This window comes from Emergencia sp. JLR.KK010, assembly GCF_037018265.1.
Taxonomy (GTDB): domain Bacteria; phylum Bacillota; class Clostridia; order Peptostreptococcales; family Anaerovoracaceae; genus Senimuribacter; species Senimuribacter intestinalis.
This window is the reverse complement of the sequence record NZ_CP143550.1, coordinates 2,996,338-3,018,680: the sequence shown is the minus strand read 5'-3', so window position 1 is coordinate 3,018,680 and position 22,343 is coordinate 2,996,338. Positions and strand designations below refer to the sequence as shown.

The window sequence follows — 22,343 nt, the reverse complement described above, 5'->3', positions numbered from 1 at the left end:
TTTGCATGGAGAAGATGAAAGTAGTCATCGTGACGGGTCTTTCAGGTGCGGGGAAGACCAATGCGGCAGACTGGTTTGAGGATCAGGGCTATTACTGTGTGGATAATATGCCGCCTGCACTGATGAAGAATTTTATTGATTTGGCTGCTTATTCGGGGCAGCGCATTGAAAAGGCGGCTTTCGTGGTTGACGTGCGAGGCGGCGAGTTTTTTGGTGATTTAAATCAGTGTCTGGAATTTTTGTCGGAGAGTCCTGCGGTCAGCTGCAAGATTTTGTTTATCGAAGCTTCCGATGAAACCTTAATTAAGAGATATAACGAGACTCGGCGCAGCCATCCGCTTTCGGCAGGTTCCACCACGCGTGAAGTCATCGAAAAGGAACGAGAACAGCTTTTGGAACTTCGCAGACGCGCTGACTACATCATCGATACCACCAATATGAAAACAGCAGGGTTTAAGAACGAGATGGAAAGAATTTTCGTTGGTGAAAATCCGCAGACCACTTTTTCGGTCAACGTGACGTCTTTTGGATATAAGCATGGTATTCCGATTGAAACAGATCTGGTATTTGATATGCGGTTTATTCCAAACCCGTACTATGTGCCAAGCTTGAAGCGGTTGACAGGCAACAATAAAAAGGTCTTTCAGTATGTGATGAAGCAGCAGATTGCAAAGGATTTTGCAGCGCAGCTTACTGTTATGATGGACACTGTTATTCCATGCTATATAAAAGAAGGCAAGTACCATCTGAACGTTGCTTTCGGCTGCACAGGCGGTCAGCACCGGTCTGTTACCATGGCAAATCATATGGCGGAGGTTTTTCGTGAAAAAGGTTACCGTGTTACGCTGCGGCATAGGGATTTGTAAGCGATGGGCAGGTGATTCATTGTCGACTCACTGCCGCAGAATCGGGCAGAGGAGCAGGGATTTCTGAATTTCACCCCTATCCAGGAAGTGGAATTTATGGTATACTACATGTATGCTAGTTTGAAGAGGAGCATTGCGCAGATTATCTTGCGTGAAGAAGAATATATTTATAAAGGAGAAGACCAATGGACAAATTAATTATCAGTGCTTGCATTTGCGGCGCAGAAGTAACCAAGGAACAGAATCCGAACGTTCCTTACACTGTAGAAGAAATCGTTAGAGAAGCAAAATCTGCTTATGATGCCGGCGCATCCTTAATCCACCTGCACGTTAGATGGGATGACGGTACACCAACTCAGGATAAGGGCAGATTCCAGGAATGTATCGATGCAATCAGAAAAGAATGTCCGGACGCAATCATTCAGCCTTCCACCGGTGGTGCTGTTGGTATGACCGATTTGGAAAGATTACAGTCCACAGAGGTAGTTCCAACTCCAGAAATGGCTACTTTAGACTGTGGTACCTGCAACTTCGGCGGAGACGAAATCTTTGTAAACACTGACAACACAATTGTCAACTTTGCAAAGATCATGCAGGAAAGGGGCATTAAGCCTGAATGTGAAGTATTCGACAAGGGTATGATTGATATTGCTATGAAGACTGCACACAAGAAGGGTTTCCTGCCTAAGCCAATTCACTGGGACTTCGTACTGGGCGTACAGATGAGCGCTACCATCAGAGACCTGGTTTACATGGTAGAATCCATTCCTGAAGGTTCCACCTGGACTGCAACAGGTCTTGGCAAGAACGCTTGGCACATCGCTGCTGCTACTATTTCCTTAGGCGGACACGTTCGTGTAGGTTTCGAAGATAACCTTTACATGGAAAAAGGCGTTTTAGCTGAATCCAATGGACAGATGGTCGCTAAGGTTGTAGAACTGGCTAAGCTGCTCGGCAGAGAAGTTGCTACACCTGCTGAAGCAAGAGAAATTCTGGGTCTTGCTCCACTGAAATAAGTATATTAAGCAAAGATCTTTAAAGCCGCTGGGGGATTATACCGGCGGCTTTTGCTGTGCTTATATATATGGCTGCTGGTCATGTTAACTTCTAGGATGGTGGAGTTCAGCAAACGAAGTGTTTTTTGCTTTTGCAGAATTTTGCCCTTTATCCGTGCAAAAAAAGGAAAAATTTCGTATGGAGCAGTGAATCAGAATGGAAAGTGAGATATTTGGTGAACGTTTAAAGAAACTAGAAAGAAATTCATCAAATTTTCTTGGACAGAAATACTTCTCAGTTCAAAAGTTAATGCGAAATAGCCGTGGAGGCGTTATTTGAGTTGAAACGATAAACACTTTTTCCTTTTTTTGCGCCTGCAAAGGGTAAAGTTCTGCAAAGGGAATTTTTGTTTCAGAAGTGCAGGCAGGAAGAGATTGAACGAAGTAGACAAAGACACCGCTTTCGCGATGTCTTTAGTCTTTCTATCAGTGCGTGGCAACTGATAGATTTACAGCTTTACATCAGCTAGTCTTCAGCATTATTTCCGAAGATTAAATAATCAGCGGAAACATTCAGGATTTGAACCAGCAGTATGAATTTTTGCATTGAGAGTCCTCTGCTGCCGCGCTCAATGTTAGCGAGAAATTTTGGCGTAATACCCAGACATTCAGCTAACTGTTCTCTGGAAAGTGCTGCATGTTCTCTGCTGAGACAGATCCGCATACCCATGGCTACTTGGTCAAATGTTTGTAATGACATATCCTATTTACCTCCTTTCGTTCTTGATGGTTTTGGTATGACATAAGTTGTAAAGTAATGTCAATAGTAAAAAGGGGAATAGGTCAAATTGACCTAAAAACTATGCAACGGTTTTCCTCACATAACCAACGGTTATATAGATTTTTTTATCGGAAATTGCATTTATCATGTTGGAAGGGGATGGGTATTAACAAAGGGCTTGAGTTTAGAATAAAAATCTGTCATAATAAAACAATAGATTTATTTCGGGAAATGTTATTGTGATTGCTGGCAAATGAAAGGAAATGCAACCCCATAAATTTGGGTTTTAAGCAATCCCGTGTAGAATATAAAAAGATGCAGATGTGATAGATGGAGGACAGATCATGTCATTTGCGGCGGAAACGAAAAACGAGTTGGCTAGAATTGAGCCAGAAAAGAAATGCTGTATGCTTGCAGAAATTGCGGGCTTTCTTAGAGTGTCTGGCAGTCTCAGGCTGGCAGGAGGCGGAAAGTTTAAGATTGTCATTACTACGGAAAATCCGGCAGTGGCGCGGCATTATAAAAAACTGATTAAAGAATATTTTCAAGTAGATACGGAATTAGAAGTGGAGGACGCACCACCGCCCAAGAAAGGCAGAATCTATATGCTTGCCATCAGTCCTGAAATGCGCAGTGAGCAAATTTTGCGTGAAACAGGAATTTTGATGGTGCGGGAAGGCAACAATTATATTTCTGATGGGATATTTGATGGTCTTATTCGCAGCAAGTGCTGTAAGAAAGCGTATTTGCGCGGCATTTTTATGGGTGCGGGAACGATGAATGACCCTGCGAAAAGCTACCATTTAGAATTTGTGTGCGCCAGCAAGAATCTTGCCATGGATCTTCGAAAAATGATAAACAGCTTTGTGGATTTATCCGCAAAGGTGGTGCAGCGAAAAGAAAGCTATATTGTATATATGAAAAATTCGGAGTATATCAGTGATACGCTGGCTATTATGGGTGCTCATACTCAGGTTTTTGCCTTTGAAGATGTGAAGATAAAGAAGGAGCTTGTCAACAACGCGGTGAGGATTACAAACTGTGACAACGCTAATACGGATAGAACTTTGGACGCTTCTCAGCGGCAAATTTCAGCAATCCGAAAAATTGAGAACGCAAAGGGGCTTGGATGGCTACCTGAAAAACTACAGGAGGTTGCAGAGTTGCGCCTGGCGCATCCGGAGGCGAATCTATTGCAGTTAGCGGAGATGATGAACCCGCCGATGAAAAAATCAGGTATCAATAACAGGTTCAGAAGAATAGAGGAACTGGCTGCAAAACTGTAAGGCTTCAGATTAATGTTTTTGGAATCTTAAAAATTGAGAATGAAATATATTAAATAAGAAAAATTTTGAAATTTACTATTGAAAAGTTAATCGTTTAGATGTAGAATGAAAGAACCTAAAAAATGGTGTTACGGTCAGGCAAAGGCTTTACTCCCCTCTGCACGACTTTAACATAAATTATCATATTGCATCTATGAAAAGAAAGACTGCTGCTGCGGTCTTTCTTTTCATTTGAGCACAAGCTTTACTTGGACATAAGAGAAAATATAAGTATTATTTAACAGAAGGTTTAGAGAGAGGGAGCTATGGATGCGATGAAGATGTTTGGAACAAAGATTAAGGTTTTCATTTGCACTGCAGCAGTGATTTCGCTGTTTTTTGTGCCGATGAGCGTGTATGGAATGCAGAAACGAGCTTGGGTTATATAAACCGTATGGGAGGATTTTATAGGGGAAGAAAAAGTAAGCGTTGAAGGAAAGGCACTTACACAATTTCTACAAGTCCGTCTGGAGTATTCTCTTCTACTGGAAATAACAATAGTGTAGAATTGAGTCGGTTGATTTACGTTCTTTCAAAGAAAAATGTAAGTATTCGTATATCAGGAAAGATTGGCATATTTTCAGAGAGGGATGCTTCATCTCGTATAGAACGTTATCATTAAAACGAAAAGACCAAGGCACCGCTTTTGCGGTGCCTTCAATCTTCCTATCAGCATGGAAGCTGATGGAATTACAGTCCTACTTTAGTTAGTCTTCGGCAGTATTTCCAAAGATTAAATAATCTGCAGAAACGTCCAGGATTTGAATAAGTAGTATGAATGTCTGCATAGAGAGTCCTCTGTTGCCGCATTCAATGTCAGATAGAAATTTAGGCGTAATATCCAGATGTTCAGAAAGTTGTTCTCTGGAAAAATTTGCACGTTCTCTGCTGAGACGGATGCGAACACCCATTCCTACCCGGTCAAATTCTTTTAATGTCATATCCTATTTACCTCCTTTCATTATTATGATTTTGGTATGACATAAGCAACGAGGTAATGTCAAGACTTAAAATAAAAATAGGTCGGATTGCCCTAAAAGACTGCAAAGTTTAAAAGGGTACGGATATTTTTGTAGTCATACCTTTTTATGCGGCATTTGCAGCAATTTCTTTTATAAATTTAACTGAGAAGAGGTTGTCGAAAAGTACTAATAAGTATAAGGAATCTTATAATAAATAATTATAATTTATTATAGTAAAAATCATAGTGGGTTACCTATATCAGAAATGATATAATATACTTGCCAAGAGGACAAGCGAAAGCGGTTAGCCTTCCTCGAAACTCGAAAGGGGTTTTGGACTAAAAGGAAGGTGGTAATATGATGAGGATTACAATTACCTTTGGTAGAGTAAGAATCACTATTTACATAAAAAAATAACTGCCCACAGCTTGCAACTTTGGCAGTTATTCGTAAACTGTTAGGTTAGCCGTTTTCAATGGCTTTCCTCTTGAAACCAATATACCACAAAGAAGAATAAAATTCAATATCAAAGCAATATTTTCCACATAGCAGCGGCTGTGTTTTTGTCTACTAAAATTTCCAACCTCTTCAAAATTTGAACCTTTTTTAAAATCTATATAATATTATAGAAAGAGAATAAAAGAGAAATTGCGGCAGACGCAATTTTACCGCAAAGGAATCGACCTTAAAATTTATGGCACTTTTACCATCTGAAATTAGTAGAGGAGGTCGCTCCAAATACGTGCATATATAGATATAATATATTAAAATTCTTTACTACGGCTTAGCCGTTATAGATATATGTGAAGCGCGCGGCAGAACTCCACCTGCTACGCGTTTCTTTTTTATCCTTTTCAAAGAAATTTTTAAGATAGGAGGAATACAAAATGAGTTATAAACAGAGTTTTGTATTATATGAAAGCGCATATGCGCAGTTTGAAAGGCTTTTAAAGGCAAAGCAAGTAGAGGGTGCGAACAATTATATTAATGCGGTTATGCAATATGGATTATATGGCGTACTGCCAGATGAAGAAGATAAAGTATGGCTTTATGGTCTTGATAATGTGATAGCGAGCATTGATAGCGCCAAGCCAAACTATCGAAAGAAAATCAATATTCAAAAAGATGAACTTGCAAAGTGCTTGATGGAGGGAAGAACGCAAGCAAATATTGCGGAAATATTTAACTGTTCAGTAGATACGATTCAAAGAAGAATTAAAGAGTATGGTTTAAATACTCTGCCGCCAGAGGATTATTTTTTTGAGGACGATACCGCAGATACCGCAACAAGCAGTATAGAAACAGGGCGCAATTATCTTTCTCATTCACATTCTTTTTCCCATTCTGATTTCTATTCTACTTCTCCAAGGAGTAAAGAAGATAATAACGGGAAATGATGACGGCGAAAGTCCTAGGATTTTAAGGGAAGAATGAAATGGGAGATGGATTTTAAAAAATCGGTTATAGGTATCTGCAGAATTCTTTCATGGGACGTATGTTTCTGGGGTAAAATAGTTTTACTTTAGAAATTCGCTCTTTTCACAGAATCTATCCTCTGACTCGCGAAAAGCGAATACGTTGTATTGACATAGTATGAAAAAGAAGTACAATAATCTTGAAAGGAGTTGATAACATGGCTACTATTTCCATTAGAATGGACGATAATCTGAAAAAGGATGTTGAAAATGTATGTGAGGAACTAGGTTTGAGCATGAGCACGGCATTTACTATTTTTGCCAAAAAGCTTAGCCGGGAAAAGAGAATTCCTTTTGATGTTTCCATAGACCCGTTTTATAGTGATATGAATATGACCTGCTTACGTGAAAGCATTGAACAGATGGAAAAGGGAAACGTGATAGTGAAAACGATGGAAGAATTAGAGGCAATGGCAGATGAGTAAAATCATTTTACACAAAGGGCTTTTGAAGGATATCTTTATTGGCAGTCGCAGGATAAGAAAACCTTAAAAAGAATCAATGCTTTGCTAAAGGATATTGGGCGAAATCCTTTTGAAGGATTTGGAAAACCTGAAGGATTAAAAGTAAATCTGAATGGCTACTGGAGCAGACGTATAGATGGGGTGAATCGCTTGGTTTATCGCATAGTAGATGGTGAAATAGAGGTTTATCAGTGCAAAGGTCATTATGGTAACTAAAGAACTCAAAAACGCAGAAAAGGCGTGGCTGCTTTTGCAGTCATACCTTTTCTTTTTTTTATGCACATTTGCGGTAACTTTCTTAAGCTGTTGTGAGATGTTACGATGTAGTTCGGATTTGTAAAATGATGTTAAAATATGTTGCGAAAATGTTTTAAAACGTTGAAATTTCAATGAAATTGTAGTATAATGTTATTGTAAAAAGTGACAAGTTCTTTAAGAATTATTGATTGCACAATCAGAAAGTGACAACTTCATCCGCTTTCTCACGCTGAATCTCCCACGAAAAAAGGAAGCCTTTCCAAGCTTCCTCTATCTTCTAAGCATTGAATTTTCAATTAACCGAAGTATCTCTTTAACAGACCTTCGAAAGCAGCGCCGTGTCTTGCCTCATCCTTAGCCATTTCATGTACGGTGTCGTGAATTGCATCCAGATTCTGCTGTTTAGCCATAGTAGCCAGAGCTTTTTTACCAGCGCAAGCGCCAGCTTCAGCTTCTACTCTCATTTCCAGATTCTTCTTAGTGGAGTCGGTTACAACTTCGCCCAGCAGTTCTGCAAATTTAGCAGCGTGCTCAGCTTCTTCCCAAGCAGCCTTTTCCCAGTACAGACCGATTTCCGGATAACCTTCTCTGTGAGCAACTCTAGCCATTGCTAAGTACATGCCTACCTCAGAACATTCACCTTCAAAGTTAGCGCGAAGACCGTCGATGATTTCCTGGTCAACTCCCTGAGCAACGCCTACAACGTGCTTGTCTGCAAATTCTACTTTACCTTCTTCCTGCTTGATGAACTTGTCTGCAGGAACTTTGCACTGTGGACATTTTTCAGGTGGCTGGTCGCCTTCGTGAACATATCCGCAAACTGAACATACCCATTTCATAATGTTAAATCCTCCTTGAATTTCATTTTTTAATTATGTCTATTGTACCACATTTTTTCTTAAATCTAACACTTTTTTATAAAAGTTCTATGGAATTTTTATAAAAACTTTATGAACAGTGAAAGATATCGATTAGGGTTAGAGTGTACCCGCAGAAAAACCTTGACGAAGGGTCACGAACAGAAACAGCAGATTGCTGCTGTTTCTGCCTTTTTATGCATCTATTTTATCGAAGCAGTGCAATACTGCCTGCTAGTTTATTGACTTTTTTCTTGGATCCGCATATGGCAATTCCCATGTAATTGAGGTTGCTTTCGGCAGTGTTGCCCATCTTGAAAGTGAACTCTTCATAGGTTTTACAGGTCTGCGCCAAATCCGAAAAATCTACTGTCAGCAAGTCGGAAAATTCCGGTCTGCAGAGTTTTTCTCGAATTTCCCGCAGAATTTTTTTGTTTCCTGAAAGGATGGGAACAGGAAATTCGATGATTCCTTTGTGTAAAGAGCCGGAACTGTCGGTCACATCACAGCCAACGACCTCAGGCAGTTCTTTGCCCAGAGTAATTCCCAAAATTGCTGCGGTGTTGGCAATAATGCCAAGGGGCAGCGTCTCATCAATAATCATAACACATTTTTCTTCTTGTAAATTCATGACAAAATTCTCACTTTCTTGTTAATTTTTTTTGAAGGATATCACGGTACAGGGCTGGTGTCAGACCGGTAAACATGGTGAAATAGCGATTGAAATGGCTTTGGTCCGAAAAGCCTGTGTTGAGAGCAGCCTCAGCAGGATTTAAACCGTCCTCCAGAAGTTGGCGGGCTTTGTTAATCCGAACCGTTTCCAGATATCGATAGGGTGTGATTCCCTTTTCCCTGGTAAACGTGCGCAGCAGGGTGGACTTGCTCTGACAGGCAATATCGCATAGGTCATTCAGTGAAATGTGCCGATCAAAATTTTCGTCGATATAATTACAGACTTTTTCTATGCTGCTAGGATTAGCGCAGTCTTTCTGCGAATCATCCTCTTGGACAAACCCATGACGGCGGAGCAGACGTTCAATGAGGCAAAGGAAAAGTTCCTCTTTCTGAAATTCCTTACTTTCTTCAAAGATTAACTGGTTAAGCTGGTAGATGTACGAGTAAAGTTCCTCGTCCTGCAGCAGCGGTGATACGAAAGCAGGAAGAAACTTTTTGCCGGTTAGCTCTAGGCATCTTTCTTCCATGATTTTCGAGGAAACGTTGAGCCCATAATAGGAAAGAGCGGCGTTGCCATCGGGCAGGCATGCGTGATTCTGGTAAGGAGAAAAGACTATCACATCACCTGCGCGAGCACAGTAGTCGATATTTTTGACAGTCATATTCCGCGAACCCTCAGCGATAATTCCAAGTACATAGTAACCGTGGAAGTGATTGGGAAAGGGCTGCCTTATATGTGCGAAGCGATAGGCTTCAATTTTTAAATCGGTATCGTAGCAGATTGTTCTAGTTTCTTTTTCCATGGAAAGCCATCCTTTCTGGTTTTGATTAGTGATAGTGTATCATGGATTTTAAATACATGCTTGTAAGATATCTTCATTTTGAGTTCTGTTTTTTTTGTCCGCACATACACTGTTTGCAGGAGGCGGTATGGAATGAAAGTAAAAATAAGGACAATCACTCTAGTTTCTTTTGCAGCGGTGATGATGTTTCTCGTGACAGCATGCTCAGGCAAAACCCAAGTGCAGACAAAAGGACAGATTTTAATGGAAAAAAGCTGCGCAGCCTGGACTGACGTCATCGAAAAAGCGTGTGAAATCAAAGACTTTGGGAGACCTTGTGGTACAGCAAAAGAGAGTTTGGAAGTAGTGGATGGTACATATAGTATCCTTTTTGACATTGATGAAGAAATGAACCAGGAACTGGTGGACGGCTATGCGCAAAGCGTATGGCGCGCTTGTGAAAAACGAAGTGGAGAGTCAAATCAAAGCAGCAGCGGCTATCACTATGCCAGCATGACGGAGGCTTCCAAACGGCAGGAACCGCTCAATTATTATATCTGGTATTATCGGGCAGGCGAACAGAAATTTCGCGTGGGGCTTTACCCGACCAATATGGAGACTGGTATTCCTGGCGGACTGGTGCTTCGGATTGAACCCTGGGAGTAACGTAGAAGGCAAGCAGAGGTAACACGGCAGATGCATGAATCCCCTTCCTACGAAATGTAGGACTAGTACCTTTAGTCGTTTTTTACAAAAAAGGTACTAAAACCTTTGAATTGTACTATCCATTATATGGAATTTGAGGGGTTGACTTTCATAAGATGGCAAGTTTTTACGAGAATAGACGCATGAAAAACAGAAAAATACGATAAATTCCGTTTTATTTGCTAAAAATCTTTTAATTAATATAAAATAGCTCCTAATTCTTAGTACCTTTTTTGCAAAAAAACGGATTAGGTATGAAAATCCAATATCCATGGCATTTCACAGGTTTGCCGTGGCAGAAGTAAAATATACTCTTGTACTTTACTCCAGAACTGTGTTAGACTAAAAAAATAGGAGAAGTTGTAGACTTTACTGGGGCAAAAAATGTAAAGGAGACAAGAGAATATGAGATTTGAAATTGCAAAAGAAGTATTTGACCTTCTGCCTAATGGATATTTTGGTATTGTAGCAGTAAAGGGCATGGACAATACCAAGGAAATTCCGGAACTTGAGGCAATGCTGCAGGCAAATATCGAAGTCTGCGAGAAGGATTTTGAGGGAATTAAAGTAAAGAATGCTGACGATATCGTTCCTTACAGAGAAGCATTTCGTGCAATGGGCATCAACCCTAACAGATATATGTGTTCCATAGAGGCACTGCTTGACCGCATTGCTAAGGGCAAGGGATTCCCGCACATCAACGCCATCGTAGATTTGGGCAATGCTGTATCGATTAAGTATCATCTGCCGATTGGCGCCCATGATATGGCGACCATCGATGAAGCGCTGGAAGTGCGTCATTCGAAGCCGGAAGATACATTCATTCCTTTTGGTAACGGCGAGATGGAAAAGCCAGAAGAGGGAGAAGTCGTATATGTTTCCGCAGGTGAGGTCAGAACACGCCGCTGGACATGGAGACAGAGCGAGATTGGTAAGATTACAGAGGAAACCCGTGATGTGCTGTTCCCGATCGATGGATTTACAGATCTGAATAAGGACAAGGTAGAGGAAGCGGCGCAGGAACTGGCAGCCCTTGCTGAGAAATTTTTCGGAGTCAAGGCATCTGTCGGATATATCGACAAGAATAATAGAGTCTTTGAGGTAGAATAGGGGCAGCCGCTCTAAAGCGCTGAACCAGCGTTGACGGATTTCTATTTTTGTCAACGAATTTGGCCATGACAGCAAGGCAAGACCCCACATTTTCTGCCTGACACGTTTGCCATGGACGCATTAGGCAGCCGGCTTGACTTTAGGTTGAATTATTGAGATAATATTACCGTAGCCAATGGCTGCGGTATATTTTTTTAAAAGTAAGGGTGGAGAAGGAGATGAAGAAACTATCGAAGCAAGAAAATCGTTTACAGGTGTTAAAGTTTGTATTGTTTTCCATATCGGCAGGTGTCATTCAGACCGGTGTGTTTACACTGCTCAATGAGTTGTTGCACTGGAGGTATTGGCCGTGTTATCTGATTGCGCTGATCGCATCAGTACTGTGGAACTTTACGCTGAATCGGGAATTTACCTTTAAATCGGCGGGCAACGTGCCTCTTGCCATGGCAAAGGTATTCGGGTTTTACTGTGTGTTTACACCGCTATCTACCTGGTGGGGCAGCGTACTGACTGATGGCGGCATAAACGAGTATATTGTGCTCTTTGGCACCATGTTAATCAACCTGATAACCGAATTTCTTTATGACAGATTTTTTGTATTTGGTAGCAGTATCAATACGAATAAGAGGGCAAACCGTGAATAAGCAAATTGCTGTAATGATAAATAAATACGCCAAAATGCTGACGCAGATAGATGATAGTCAGCTGGCGAAGTATAAAGTCCTCGTAAGGGTGGACGGCGTTTTTTACGAGACTGAGGGTGATCTTGCCGGCGCATTTACGATTAGAGAAAATGCTGGTGATAGACTTCGGCAGATCTATCCTGTCGAAGGATCAATCCTTATGGGCGGCAGTGAAGTCTGTGCAATCGTGCTTTCCAATACTCGTTATTGCAGGCAGGCAGCACAGGGACAAAAACCTCTTAGGGCTTCCCTCGATGATATGGCGCAGGTTATAGGTCCGAAAGTAGAAGTGCTGCCTTACGAGGAACCCCAGATTAAAGCGGCGCTGCAGCATGCCGCAGGCTGTTTTGTAAAAGATCGTTATACCATCTGCACGGGGCGCAGCCTTTTCGAAGCGGTAACTGCGCTGCAGGTTTTGGAAAAACAGGCAGAAGTCGCACTCAAAGCCCAGGTACTCGGCGGTGCGGTCCCTGTTTCCGAAGAAGAGGCGGTTTTCATGCGGGAGAATTATCTGCAGAATTATTCTAAGGCAGAAAACGCTGTGAAATCCCAGGAAGGAAGGGCGAACCATGGAGCATGAGTACAGAGAGAATTTAGTCGTCTATGGGAAAAAACTTTTGGAAACTGGACTCGTCCAAGGTACTTATGGCAATCTGTCTGTGAGGCGGGACGAACGCTCTATGCTGGTGACGCCTTCGGGATTGGACTATGCAGGGCTTCAGCCGAAGGATATGGTAAAGGTAAATCTGGAAACTCTTGTCTGGGAAGGTTCATTGAGACCTACTTCTGAGAAGGGACTACATGGGGAAATTTACAGGGTGCGAAGGGATGTGGGCGCAGTAATCCATACCCACTCCAAATACTGCGCTATTTTTGCGGCGGCAAGAAAAGACGTTCCCATAGAAGATGTGAAAGTGCAGGAAATATTTGGAAAGACGGTAAAGCTGGCAGCTTATGCACTGCCGGGAACCGAGGAACTCTGGACGCATACGCTGGAGGCTTTAGGGGAAAATAACGGATGTATCATGGCAAATCACGGCATGTTATGTGTGGGAAAAACTCTTAAAGACGCTTTCGAAAACTGTTGCATGCTGGAAGAGTATTGCGGCAGATATATCGAAAGAAGATGGAAAGCGGGTGGAGCAAATGGAATTATATGAGATTTTAGAAAAACAGAGAACTTTTTTTCGAGAGGGTATTAGTAGGAATCTGCAGTATAGACGGCGGGGACTTTTGCGACTTCGGGAGAATCTTAGACGTCACGAAGAGGAACTCTATGCGGCATTATATGCGGATCTGGGCAAATCCAGGTACGAAGCCTATGAAACGGAGATTGGGATTGTATACAGCGAAATCACCTATATGGTGCGACATCTCTCGTCTCTGGCAAGACCTCAGCGGGCGCGCACGGCGCTGGCAAATTTTCCGGCAAAGAGTACCATTTACAAAGACCCTTACGGTGTTGTTTTGATCATGTCGCCGTGGAATTATCCGCTGCAGCTTACGCTGGTGCCGCTGATCGGTGCGCTGGCAGCAGGCAACTGCGCAGTCGTAAAACCTTCGGCATATTCACCGGAAACGTCCAAAGTCATCGAAAAGATCTTGCATGAGACTTTCAGCGAAGGCTATGTGTACACGGTAACTGGCGGCAGGCAGGCCAATGAGAATTTGCTTGCTGAAAAGTTTGACTATATCTTCTTTACCGGTGGAAAAACAGTGGGCCGGCAGGTCATGGAAGCCGCAGCAAAGCATCTGTGTCCAGTTACCTTGGAGCTTGGCGGAAAAAGCCCCTGCATTGTAGATGAAACTGCCGATATTGCTATGGCAGCACGGCGTATTGTCTGGGGCAAATTTTTAAACTGCGGGCAGACTTGTGTAGCGCCGGATTACGTGCTGGTGCACAGCAGTATAAAGGAAAAACTCCTTGCAGCAATGGTTGCTAATATAGAAGCGCTCTATGGACCGTATCCGCTGGAAAGCAAGGATTATGGCAAGATTATCAGCGAAAAGCATTTTTACAGGCTGGGCGCAATGTTAGAGGGAGAAGCCCCTTACTACTTTGGTGGTGCAGACGACAAGTACTGCAAGATTGGACCGGTGATTCTGGATGACGCTGACTGGAGCAGTCTGTCCATGCAGGAAGAAATCTTCGGACCTATTCTGCCGGTGCTGACCTTTACGGATCTGGCAGAGGTAAAGCGGGAAATCGAGGCTCGCCCGAAGCCACTGGCGTTGTATTTCTTTACAAAGTCAAAAGAAAGGGAACGGTATCTCATGACTCATTTGTCCTTTGGCGGCGGCTGCGTCAACGATACCATCATGCACCTTGTCAGCAACTCCATGCCTTTTGGCGGCGTGGGAGCAAGCGGCATGGGCTGTTACCATGGAAAATACAGCTTCAGGACATTCACCCATGAAAAGAGTGTGCTGAAAAAATCTACGCTGATCGATATGCCGATGCGCTATGCACCTTATCCGGACAGCTTGAGATTTCTGAAAAAGTTTTTGAAATAAATTGAGATCGTTTGATAATGAGAGGATTTTATTATGGAAAAAGTTTTAAATGCAGTGCTGGAGGACTGCAGAAGGTACACCCTGGAAGGGCAGGTTGCCTCCTATATTCCTGAACTTGCTAAGGCTGACAATGAGAAAATCGGCGTTTATGTAGCGATGAAAGAAGGAGAATTTTGTGCAGGCGATTGGGACAAGAATTTTACCATTCAAAGTATTGCCAAAACCATTTTTCTCATGCTCGCCGCCATTGACAATGGTATTGATGTGGTGAAGTCCCATGTAGGTGTAGAAGCAACGGGAAAACCGTTTAATGCCATTGACTACGGTGATTCGGTGATTTTGAAGGAGCATATCAATCCAATGGTAAATATTGGTGCGATTGCAGTCTGCGGCATGGTAAAGGCGAAGGATAATGAAGAGCGATTCCGCCGTCTGATGGAGTTTTCTAAAAAAATTACGGGAAACCCGGATCTGGAAATCGACAGAGAGGTCTACCGCTCAGAGCGGGAAACGGGAAACAAGAACCGGGCGCTGGGCTATCTTCTGAAAAATTCCGGCATGATTTACGGCAGTGTAGATGAACTTTTAGATGTGTATTTTGCTATGTGTTCGATGAAAGTCAACTGCCGGGACCTTGCAAATATCGCGCTGATGCTTGCGAATCACGGAAAGAATCGTCAGGGAGAGCAGATTATTCCAAAAGCTGATGCTCGTTTTCTCAATGCAGTACTGATTACCAGCGGCATGTACGATGGCTCCGGCGAATTTGCAACGACAGTAGGCATTCCTGCAAAGAGCGGCGTTGGCGGTGGTATTATGGCGGACTGCCCGAATCGCATGGGAATCGGAATCTATTCACCTGCCTTGGATCGCAAAGGCAACAGCGTTGCCGGGATTAAAATGCTGGAAGCACTGAGCAGAGAATGGGAACTGAGTATCTTTTAATGGAACCCATCTTTTAAGCTGAAAGAAATAGGGTATAAAGGAACTATTAAAGATTTTTATACTTTTGCTGAGATTTTTCATGATACGAAAAATCCCAGCAGTGTTTGACATTGAAGAACTCTGTGGTAAAATGATAACGATTAGAGTGATAAAGGAGGAATGAGTGATTATGCATTGTGTTAGAAAGGTAACAGATGATCTCTACTGGGTTGGAGCAAACGACAAGAGATTAAATTTATTTGAAAATATTCATCCGATTCCGAGAGGAACTTCTTACAATTCCTATTTGCTGATGGATGAGCAGACGGTTCTGTTTGATACAGCGGACTGGTCTGTCTGCAGGCAGTTCCTGGACAATATTGAATATGTATTAGACGGAAAAAAACTGGATTACATGGTGATCAACCATATGGAGCCGGACCATGGTGCATCTATTGAGGAGATTCTTCTCAGATATCCGGATGTAAAGATTATCTGCAGTGTCAAGGCAGCTGACTTTATGAGACAGTTCAGATTCCATACAGACAATGTGGAAACCGTGAAAGAAGGCGACGTGAAGTCCTTTGGAAAACATCAGGTGACTTTCGTTATGGCGCCGATGGTGCACTGGCCTGAGGCGATGGTATCCTTCGATACGACAAACGGTGTGCTCTTTGCTGCTGATGCGTTTGGATCTTTTGGATCTCTGGATGGTAAACTCTTTGCAGATGAAGTGAACTTCGATAGAGACTGGCTGGACGATGCCAGAAGATACTACACCAATATCGTTGGCAAGTTTGGAGCCAACGTGCAGAACCTACTGAAAAAAGCGGCTGGTCTGGATATTAAATATATCTGCCCGCTCCACGGACCGGTTTGGAGACAGGATTTTGACTACATTCTGGACAAATATAACAAGTGGTCCACTTATACGCCGGAAGAAAAGGGCGTGATGATCGCTTATGCTTCCATGTATGGGAATACAGAGGCGGCAGCTAATATTCTGGCAACAAAGCTGTGCGAAAAAGGCATTGCTAACGTAGCGCTTTACGATGTGTCCTGCACTCACGTATCCTATCTAATCGCAGAGGCATTTAAGTACAGCCATCTGGCGCTGTTTTCCGTTACATATAACCTGAATGTGTTCCCGGTTATGGCAAATTTCCTGGAGGACATGGCGGCGCTGAACCTGCAGAACCGAACTGTGGCCACGGTTTGCAACGGCACATGGGCACCGCAGGCAGGTCCAAAGATAATCGAAGCTGTCAGCAAGATGAAGAACACGACCCTTTTAAACGAAGGGCTGACTGTGGCTTCTTCCTTGAACGAAGATACTTATGCACAGCTGGAACAGCTGGCTGATACGATTGCAGAAAGCCTGCAGTAAGATAACAGTCCATATTACAATAAAATAGGATTATTACCCAAAAACTGCTGCTAAAAAGTAGCAGTTTTTGTTCTTTTTACGCATTTTTATATATTTTTTTGGATAATTTCGCGTTTGCCTGTTGACAAGCAAATATCAAACCAATAGAATGAAAGCATAACAAAAAGATAGAAAGGAAAAGGCGTCGTTTTTGCCGAACAAGGCATTGATGCGAGGTGTACAACAAACATGCTGGAAAAAGAGTATTATGACAAAACCGATGAGATTATAGCGTCCCATGGGCGAACCCAAAAGGACCTAATTCCAATTATACAGGAGATACAAGAAGAGTATCGCTACCTTCCGCCGGAGCTACTCAGTTATGTTGCAGGTAAGCTGAACATACCGGAGTCCCAGGCCTACAGTGTAGCGACTTTTTATGAGAACTTCTCATTTGAGCCAAAGGGCAAATATTTGATTAAAGTCTGTGACGGAACTGCCTGTCATGTGCGCAAGTCCATTCCAATTCTGGAAGCGCTGTACAGTGAGCTAGGGCTTTTTAAGGGAAAGCAGACTACAGAAGACATGCTGTTTACCTTGGAAACCGTATCCTGCCTGGGAGCATGTGGTCTTGCACCGGTATTAACGGTCAATGATAAGGTGTATCCGGCAATGACGCCGGAAAAGGCGATTGATTTAGTTCGCGAATTGAGAGGAGTGTAACATGAATAAAATTACAGACAGACAGTCTCTCGCTAAAGTTCGTGAGGCTTCGAAGAAAGAAATAGAAAGCAATAAGTGCAGAATTTTAATCTGTGCGGGCACCGGCTGTATCGCAGGAGGTTCTGCAGAGATTTACGATAAGATGTGTGAGCTGGTTGCACAGAATCCAGATGTGGAGGTAGTATTTGAACCGGAGGTTGTTCATGGTGATGGAGACGTTGTAGTTCGCAAGAGCGGCTGTCACGGTTTCTGCGAAATGGGTCCTCTGATGAAAATTGAGCCACAGGATATCCTTTACACTAAGGTGAAGCTTGCTGACTGCGAAGAGATTTTCCACAGAACCATCGAAAGAGGGGAACTGATTACCAGACTGGTGTTCCAGCAGGATGGTAAGGAATGTCCAAAGCAGGATGAAATCCATTTCTACGAAAAGCAGCACAGAAGCGTACTGAAAAACTGCGGTTCCATCGATGCGGAACACATTCAGGAATACATTGCAATCGGCGGTTATACGGCTTTGGAGAAGGCTTTATTTGAAATGAGCCCGCAGCAGGTCATCGATGAAGTGCTTGCAGCAGGTCTTCGCGGCAGAGGCGGTGCAGGTTTCCCGACGGGCAAAAAGTGGGCCCAGGTTGCTAGACAGGAAGAGAAGAAACGTTACGTTGTCTGTAACGGTGACGAAGGCGATCCGGGCGCATTTATGGACAGAAGTATCATGGAAGGCGACCCGCACAAGATGATCGAAGGTATGGCGCTGGCAGCTTACGCTGTAGGCTCTGATGAAGGTTATATCTACGTTCGTGCAGAATATCCTCTGGCAATCAGCCGTCTGAAAAATGCTATTGCACAGGCGGAAGAAGCAGGACTTCTGGGCGACCATATTATGGGCACAGATTTCAGCTTTAAGTTACATATCAACAGAGGTGCCGGCGCTTTTGTATGTGGTGAAGGAAGTGCTTTGACCTCCTCCATCGAAGGAAACCGCGGTATGCCGAGAGTAAAACCTCCTAGAACAGTAGAACAGGGGCTCTTTGACAAGCCGACTGTTTTGAACAACGTAGAAACCTATGCCAACGTGCCGATGATTATCGCAGACGGCGCTGAGGCTTTTGCAAGCATTGGAACAGAAAATAACTCCGGAACAAAGGCGTTCGCCCTGACCGGAAGCGTAAAACATACAGGGCTGATTGAGGTGCCGATGGGAACCACTTTGCGCGAAGTTATCTTTGATATCGGCGGCGGCATTAAGGACGATAAAAAGTTTAAGGCGGTACAGATTGGCGGTCCGTCCGGCGGTTGTTTGACGGAAGAACATCTGGACATGAAGCTGGACTTTGACTCCCTGAAGAAAATCGGCGCGATGATCGGTTCCGGCGGTATGGTAGTCATGGATGAAAATACCTGTATGGTAGAGGTATCCCGTTTCTTCATGAACTTTACCCAGAACGAAAGCTGCGGTAAGTGCGTTCCATGTCGTGAAGGCACCAAGCGTATGCTGGAAATCTTAGAGAGAATCGTTGGCGGCAAGGGAACACTGGAAGATCTCGACATGCTGGAAGAACTGGCGGAAACTATTACGGATACAGCACTTTGCGGTCTTGGAAAGTGCGCGGCACAGCCTGTTATGAGTACGCTGAAATTCTTCCGTGAAGAATATGAGCAGCACGTGCTGGAAAAGAAATGTATTTCCAGAAACTGTACTGCGCTGCAGAAATTTATTATTGACCCTGATAAGTGCAAGGGCTGCAGCAAGTGTGCAAGAAACTGCCCGGCAGGTGCGATTTCCGGTCAGATTAGAAAAGCATATCATATTGACACTGAGACTTGTATCAAGTGCGGCGCATGTCTGTCTGACTGTGCGTTTGATGCAATTCATATCGAGTGGTAGGAGGAAGAAAAATCATGGGATTTATGACAATCAACAATAGAAAAGTAGAATTTACAGATGAAAAAAATGTCCTGACGGTCATTCGTAACGCAGGCATTGACATCCCTACTTTCTGTTATCACTCCGAGCTTTCTACCCACGGCGCCTGTCGTCTGTGTGTAGTGGAGGATGACAAGGGAAAAGTCTTTGCTTCTTGTTCCGAAAGACCCAGAGATGGCATGAAAATTTTTACACATACCCGTAAAATTCAGCACCACAGAAAGATGGTCATCGAGCTGTTGCTTGCTGCTCACTGCAGAGACTGCACAACCTGTGCTGCAAACGGTGTCTGCGATCTGCAGAATCTGGCAAACCGTCTGGGCGTAACTGACATTCGTTTTGAGAATTATAGAGAGCAGTATCCGATGGATACCACATCTCCTTGTGTTGTGCGGGATGCAAATAAGTGTATTCTCTGCGGTGACTGCGTGCGTATGTGCCACGAAGTAGAGGGAGTCGGTGTTCTGGGTTTCACAAACAGAGGCTCCAACATGCTGATGACAACACCGTTTATGCGAGATTTAAACGAAACCAATTGTGTTGGCTGCGGACAGTGCCGCGTGGTTTGTCCGACCGGCGCAATCACCATTAAGTCTGATACAGAACCAGTTTGGCAGTTATTGGAGGACAAGAATGTACGCGTTGTTGCACAGATTGCGCCGGCAGTTCGTGTGGCAGTTGGTGAAGCTTTTGGCATGGAAAAAGGCGTCAATGCGCTGGGACATCTGGCAGCTGCAATGCGTTATATCGGCTTTGAAGAGGTTTACGATACAGATTTTGGTGCTGACCTGACGGTCATCGAAGAAGCAGGAGAGCTTGTAGAGCGACTGAAATCCGGCGAAAATCTGCCGTTATTCACTTCTTGCTGTCCGGCATGGGTGAAGTTCTGTGAGGACAAATATCCGCAGTTTGCAAAACATATTTCTACCTGTCGCTCTCCGCAGCAGATGTTTGGGGCGCTGATTAAGGAAGAGGCAAGAATGAAGAAGGCGGAGGATTCCAGAAGAACTGTTGTGGTTTCTATCATGCCTTGTACTGCGAAGAAAGGTGAAATTATCCGTCCGGAACATTTTACCGATGGCGAACAGAATGTGGATTACGTTCTGACTACAACCGAGATTGCCAGCATGATTAAATCCACTGGTATCAACATGGCTGAAATCACACCGGAAGCTCTCGATATGCCGTTTGGAATGTCCTCTGGTGCAGGAGCAATCTTCGGAAACACAGGAGGGGTAACAGAAGCGGTGCTTCGTTATCTGACAAAGAGCAGCAGACCGGAAGAACTGGATGAAATCAAGTTCTCTGGTGTTCGCGGCAATGACGCTATTAAGGAAGCAACGGTGAGCCTTGATGGCAAGGATGTAAGAATTGCTATCATAAATGGTCTTGGTAATGCAAGCAAGATTCTTGATGAGATGGAAGCAGGCAATGTGAAGTATGACTTTATTGAGGTTATGACTTGTCCTGGCGGTTGTGTAAACGGCGGCGGTCAGCCGGTTTCTAACGGTCAGGAAACTACCAACAGTGCGGCAAGACAGGCGGGACTTTATCGTTTTGACAGCCGTTCCCAGATTAAGTCATCAGATCAGAACCCGGTGGCACTGAGCCTGTATGATGGTATCTTGAAAGGAAGAGAGCATAAGCTTTTGCATAACGAGAAATAAAATGTAGAACGCTATGAAAAATGCCGGGGCGGCTGAAAAGATTTCAGCCGTTTTGGCATTTTTACGCGGCCTTTGGAGACAAAAGTGTGAAGGTGGCCAGCGCAAGCAGCATAAAACGAGTTTTTGTCTGTAATCGCAACAGAGTGCGCCGAAATTTTCGGTGCACTCCGCGATAAGACCTATTTATTTTTTAACGGTAATAGATTTTCGATTGCTGTAAGGTCCTGTTATTTTTTTGCCATCGATTATCTTATACGCGCGCACTTTATAGTAATATTTTTTTCCAGGGGCTTTTTTGGTATCTGTATAGCTAGTTTTGGAACTACTCTTGATGGTGGCTATTTTTTTGTAGCCACTGGATGGGCTGGTAGATCTGTAAATTTCATAGCCGCTGGCAGTCACGTCCTTCTTCCAGCGAATGGTCACTTTCTTTGCGGAAGAAGAGATGCTGCTGATTTTAGATTTTAAGACGCCAGTGGTTCCTGTTACCGTTTTGGAAGGAGTTCCATGGTGCAAAAATCCGACATACTTTGCAGCGGGTACTACATAGTAATAGTATGTTCTGTTAGGAAGACCTTCGTCAATCCAGTATGTGGAGACTTCCTCTCCAGGAAAAAATTCATTCACAGTTCCCATTTCGTAATATTTACCTTTTAAGCTCTTTGCGCGGTAAACGATATAATCGGATGCGCCCTCAACAGGATCCCAAGATAGAAGTACTTCTGTAGAACTTAAAGTTTTCGTTTTTACGACGGGCTTTTTCATATTCAGGTATAGACCGCCGCCGGTGACCCACTCTGTGTAGAATTCTCCTTCTTCCCAGTCGTCCCTGTAGCAGGCGCGGACTCTGAATTCGTAATACCCTCTTTTGGTAACTGGAAAGTCAAATCCGTAAGCATCCATTTCTGCCCATCCGTCTTCATCATCGCCATATTCGTCTTCAACCTCAACTGGGACCCAGTACTGATATTCTTCGTCATCACTGGCAATTTTTTTAAGAAATACAAACTCATCGCTTTCAGGATATTTGACAGAAACCTCGTAGTGGAGTACATCGTACTCGTTGAATCCGTGCTTAGGTACCCAATAAACAAATAACTGTCCTTTTTCTTCGGTTGCGTCAATAAATTCGATTTCGTAATCGTCGCCACCTAATTCATCATCATCGTAATCGTAATCGTAGGCAGGACTAAAATCAGCATAAGATAGGAGCATATTACCTGGAATGCATGCAACAATCAGTGCAAGTGAAAGAAAAATTACAAAGATTTTCTTTTTCATCAT

At 43.4% G+C, this 22,343-nt stretch carries 23 protein-coding genes and 1 pseudogene; 18 read left to right on the top strand and 6 right to left on the bottom strand.

Going from position 1 to position 22,343, the window contains the following annotated elements; all coding sequences use genetic code 11:
• Positions 1-5: 5 nt before the first annotated feature.
• Together rapZ and V1225_RS14480 are read left to right on the top strand one after the other, a co-directional pair.
• On the top strand, positions 6-866 hold the full coding sequence (gene rapZ / locus V1225_RS14485) for an RNase adapter RapZ (RefSeq protein ID WP_160202344.1): 861 nt from the start codon (positions 6-8) through the stop codon (positions 864-866).
• Between the two features lie 185 nt (positions 867-1,051).
• On the top strand, positions 1,052-1,882 hold the full coding sequence (locus V1225_RS14480; RefSeq protein ID WP_160202345.1) for a 3-keto-5-aminohexanoate cleavage protein: 831 nt from the start codon (positions 1,052-1,054) through the stop codon (positions 1,880-1,882).
• A gap of 505 nt (positions 1,883-2,387) precedes the next feature.
• Here the strand turns inward: V1225_RS14480 and V1225_RS14475 are convergent.
• On the bottom strand, positions 2,388-2,621 hold the full coding sequence (locus tag V1225_RS14475) for a helix-turn-helix transcriptional regulator (RefSeq protein WP_160202346.1): 234 nt from the start codon (positions 2,619-2,621) through the stop codon (positions 2,388-2,390).
• 365 nt (positions 2,622-2,986) lie between these two features.
• On the opposite strand from V1225_RS14475, the gene whiA reads away from it, so the two are divergent.
• On the top strand, positions 2,987-3,928 hold the full coding sequence (gene whiA, locus V1225_RS14470) for a DNA-binding protein WhiA (RefSeq protein WP_161908084.1): 942 nt from the start codon (positions 2,987-2,989) through the stop codon (positions 3,926-3,928).
• A gap of 305 nt (positions 3,929-4,233) precedes the next feature.
• Positions 4,234-4,356 carry a hypothetical protein gene (locus V1225_RS14465; RefSeq protein WP_338547030.1) on the top strand — a complete coding sequence of 41 codons (123 nt, stop codon included), beginning with the start codon at positions 4,234-4,236 and terminating at the stop codon, positions 4,354-4,356.
• Positions 4,357-4,674: 318 nt separating this feature from the next.
• On the opposite strand, the gene V1225_RS14460 is transcribed toward V1225_RS14465, so the two are convergent.
• Positions 4,675-4,908, bottom strand: coding sequence for a helix-turn-helix transcriptional regulator (locus tag V1225_RS14460; RefSeq protein WP_161908083.1), 234 nt, complete (start codon positions 4,906-4,908; stop codon positions 4,675-4,677).
• Between the two features lie 908 nt (positions 4,909-5,816).
• Here V1225_RS14460 and V1225_RS14455 point away from each other — a divergent pair.
• The 3 genes and pseudogenes from V1225_RS14455 to V1225_RS14445 all read left to right on the top strand — a co-directional run.
• A complete protein-coding gene (locus V1225_RS14455; protein WP_160202118.1) occupies positions 5,817-6,326 on the top strand; it encodes a helix-turn-helix domain-containing protein in 510 nt (169 codons plus the stop codon).
• Between the two features lie 236 nt (positions 6,327-6,562).
• Complete coding sequence (locus V1225_RS14450) at positions 6,563-6,829, top strand: type II toxin-antitoxin system RelB/DinJ family antitoxin (RefSeq protein ID WP_251615356.1); 267 nt, start codon at positions 6,563-6,565, stop codon at positions 6,827-6,829.
• A 6-nt stretch (positions 6,830-6,835) separates the two neighbouring features.
• Positions 6,836-7,084: pseudogene (locus V1225_RS14445) on the top strand (Txe/YoeB family addiction module toxin); the annotation flags it as partial.
• 338 nt (positions 7,085-7,422) lie between these two features.
• Here V1225_RS14445 and V1225_RS14440 read toward each other — a convergent pair.
• The 3 genes from V1225_RS14440 to V1225_RS14430 form a co-directional block, all read right to left on the bottom strand.
• The gene (locus tag V1225_RS14440; protein WP_160202183.1) at positions 7,423-7,968 is read right to left on the bottom strand and encodes an NADH peroxidase; all 546 of its coding nucleotides are present in this window, start codon (positions 7,966-7,968) and stop codon (positions 7,423-7,425) included.
• 223 nt (positions 7,969-8,191) lie between these two features.
• On the bottom strand, positions 8,192-8,614 hold the full coding sequence (locus tag V1225_RS14435) for a DUF2000 domain-containing protein (protein ID WP_338547027.1): 423 nt from the start codon (positions 8,612-8,614) through the stop codon (positions 8,192-8,194).
• Between the two features lie 10 nt (positions 8,615-8,624).
• Positions 8,625-9,461 (bottom strand): AraC family transcriptional regulator, encoded by an 837-nt coding sequence (locus tag V1225_RS14430; protein WP_160202120.1) that lies wholly within the window; start codon positions 9,459-9,461, stop codon positions 8,625-8,627.
• 132 nt (positions 9,462-9,593) lie between these two features.
• Here V1225_RS14430 and V1225_RS14425 point away from each other — a divergent pair, with 132 nt between their 5' ends.
• The 11 genes from V1225_RS14425 to V1225_RS14375 all read left to right on the top strand — a co-directional run bounded on the left by V1225_RS14425 (position 9,594) and on the right by V1225_RS14375 (position 21,059).
• Positions 9,594-10,106 carry a hypothetical protein gene (locus V1225_RS14425; RefSeq protein WP_160202121.1) on the top strand — a complete coding sequence of 171 codons (513 nt, stop codon included), beginning with the start codon at positions 9,594-9,596 and terminating at the stop codon, positions 10,104-10,106.
• 444 nt (positions 10,107-10,550) lie between these two features.
• Complete coding sequence (locus V1225_RS14420) at positions 10,551-11,255, top strand: phenylalanine--tRNA ligase beta subunit-related protein (protein WP_338547024.1); 705 nt, start codon at positions 10,551-10,553, stop codon at positions 11,253-11,255.
• 218 nt (positions 11,256-11,473) lie between these two features.
• A complete protein-coding gene (locus V1225_RS14415) occupies positions 11,474-11,899 on the top strand; it encodes a GtrA family protein (RefSeq protein ID WP_160202123.1) in 426 nt (141 codons plus the stop codon).
• Positions 11,892-12,518: a hypothetical protein gene (locus V1225_RS14410; protein WP_338547021.1), complete on the top strand. Its 627-nt coding sequence runs from the start codon at positions 11,892-11,894 to the stop codon at positions 12,516-12,518. Before V1225_RS14415 ends, V1225_RS14410 begins: the two co-directional genes overlap by 8 nt.
• Positions 12,508-13,098, top strand: coding sequence for a class II aldolase/adducin family protein (locus V1225_RS14405; RefSeq protein ID WP_338547020.1), 591 nt, complete (start codon positions 12,508-12,510; stop codon positions 13,096-13,098). Before V1225_RS14410 ends, V1225_RS14405 begins: the two co-directional genes overlap by 11 nt.
• Positions 13,085-14,452, top strand: coding sequence for an aldehyde dehydrogenase (locus V1225_RS14400; RefSeq protein ID WP_338547019.1), 1,368 nt, complete (start codon positions 13,085-13,087; stop codon positions 14,450-14,452). The genes V1225_RS14405 and V1225_RS14400 overlap by 14 nt, the downstream gene beginning before the upstream one ends.
• 33 nt (positions 14,453-14,485) lie before the next feature.
• Positions 14,486-15,397 (top strand): glutaminase A, encoded by a 912-nt coding sequence (glsA, locus tag V1225_RS14395; RefSeq protein WP_251615335.1) that lies wholly within the window; start codon positions 14,486-14,488, stop codon positions 15,395-15,397.
• Positions 15,398-15,566: 169 nt separating this feature from the next.
• Entirely contained in the window at positions 15,567-16,763 is a 1,197-nt protein-coding gene (locus V1225_RS14390; RefSeq protein ID WP_338548193.1) for an FprA family A-type flavoprotein, read from the top strand.
• 228 nt (positions 16,764-16,991) lie between these two features.
• Positions 16,992-17,465 (top strand): NAD(P)H-dependent oxidoreductase subunit E, encoded by a 474-nt coding sequence (locus V1225_RS14385; RefSeq protein ID WP_160202128.1) that lies wholly within the window; start codon positions 16,992-16,994, stop codon positions 17,463-17,465.
• Between the two features lies 1 nt (position 17,466).
• Complete coding sequence (locus V1225_RS14380; RefSeq protein WP_338547015.1) at positions 17,467-19,353, top strand: NADH-quinone oxidoreductase subunit NuoF; 1,887 nt, start codon at positions 17,467-17,469, stop codon at positions 19,351-19,353.
• Between the two features lie 14 nt (positions 19,354-19,367).
• Positions 19,368-21,059, top strand: a complete 1,692-nt coding sequence (locus tag V1225_RS14375) for a [FeFe] hydrogenase, group A (RefSeq protein ID WP_251631091.1) — start codon at positions 19,368-19,370, stop codon at positions 21,057-21,059.
• A gap of 183 nt (positions 21,060-21,242) precedes the next feature.
• Here V1225_RS14375 and V1225_RS14370 read toward each other — a convergent pair whose 3' ends face one another.
• Complete coding sequence (locus V1225_RS14370; RefSeq protein ID WP_251615324.1) at positions 21,243-22,343, bottom strand: hypothetical protein; 1,101 nt, start codon at positions 22,341-22,343, stop codon at positions 21,243-21,245.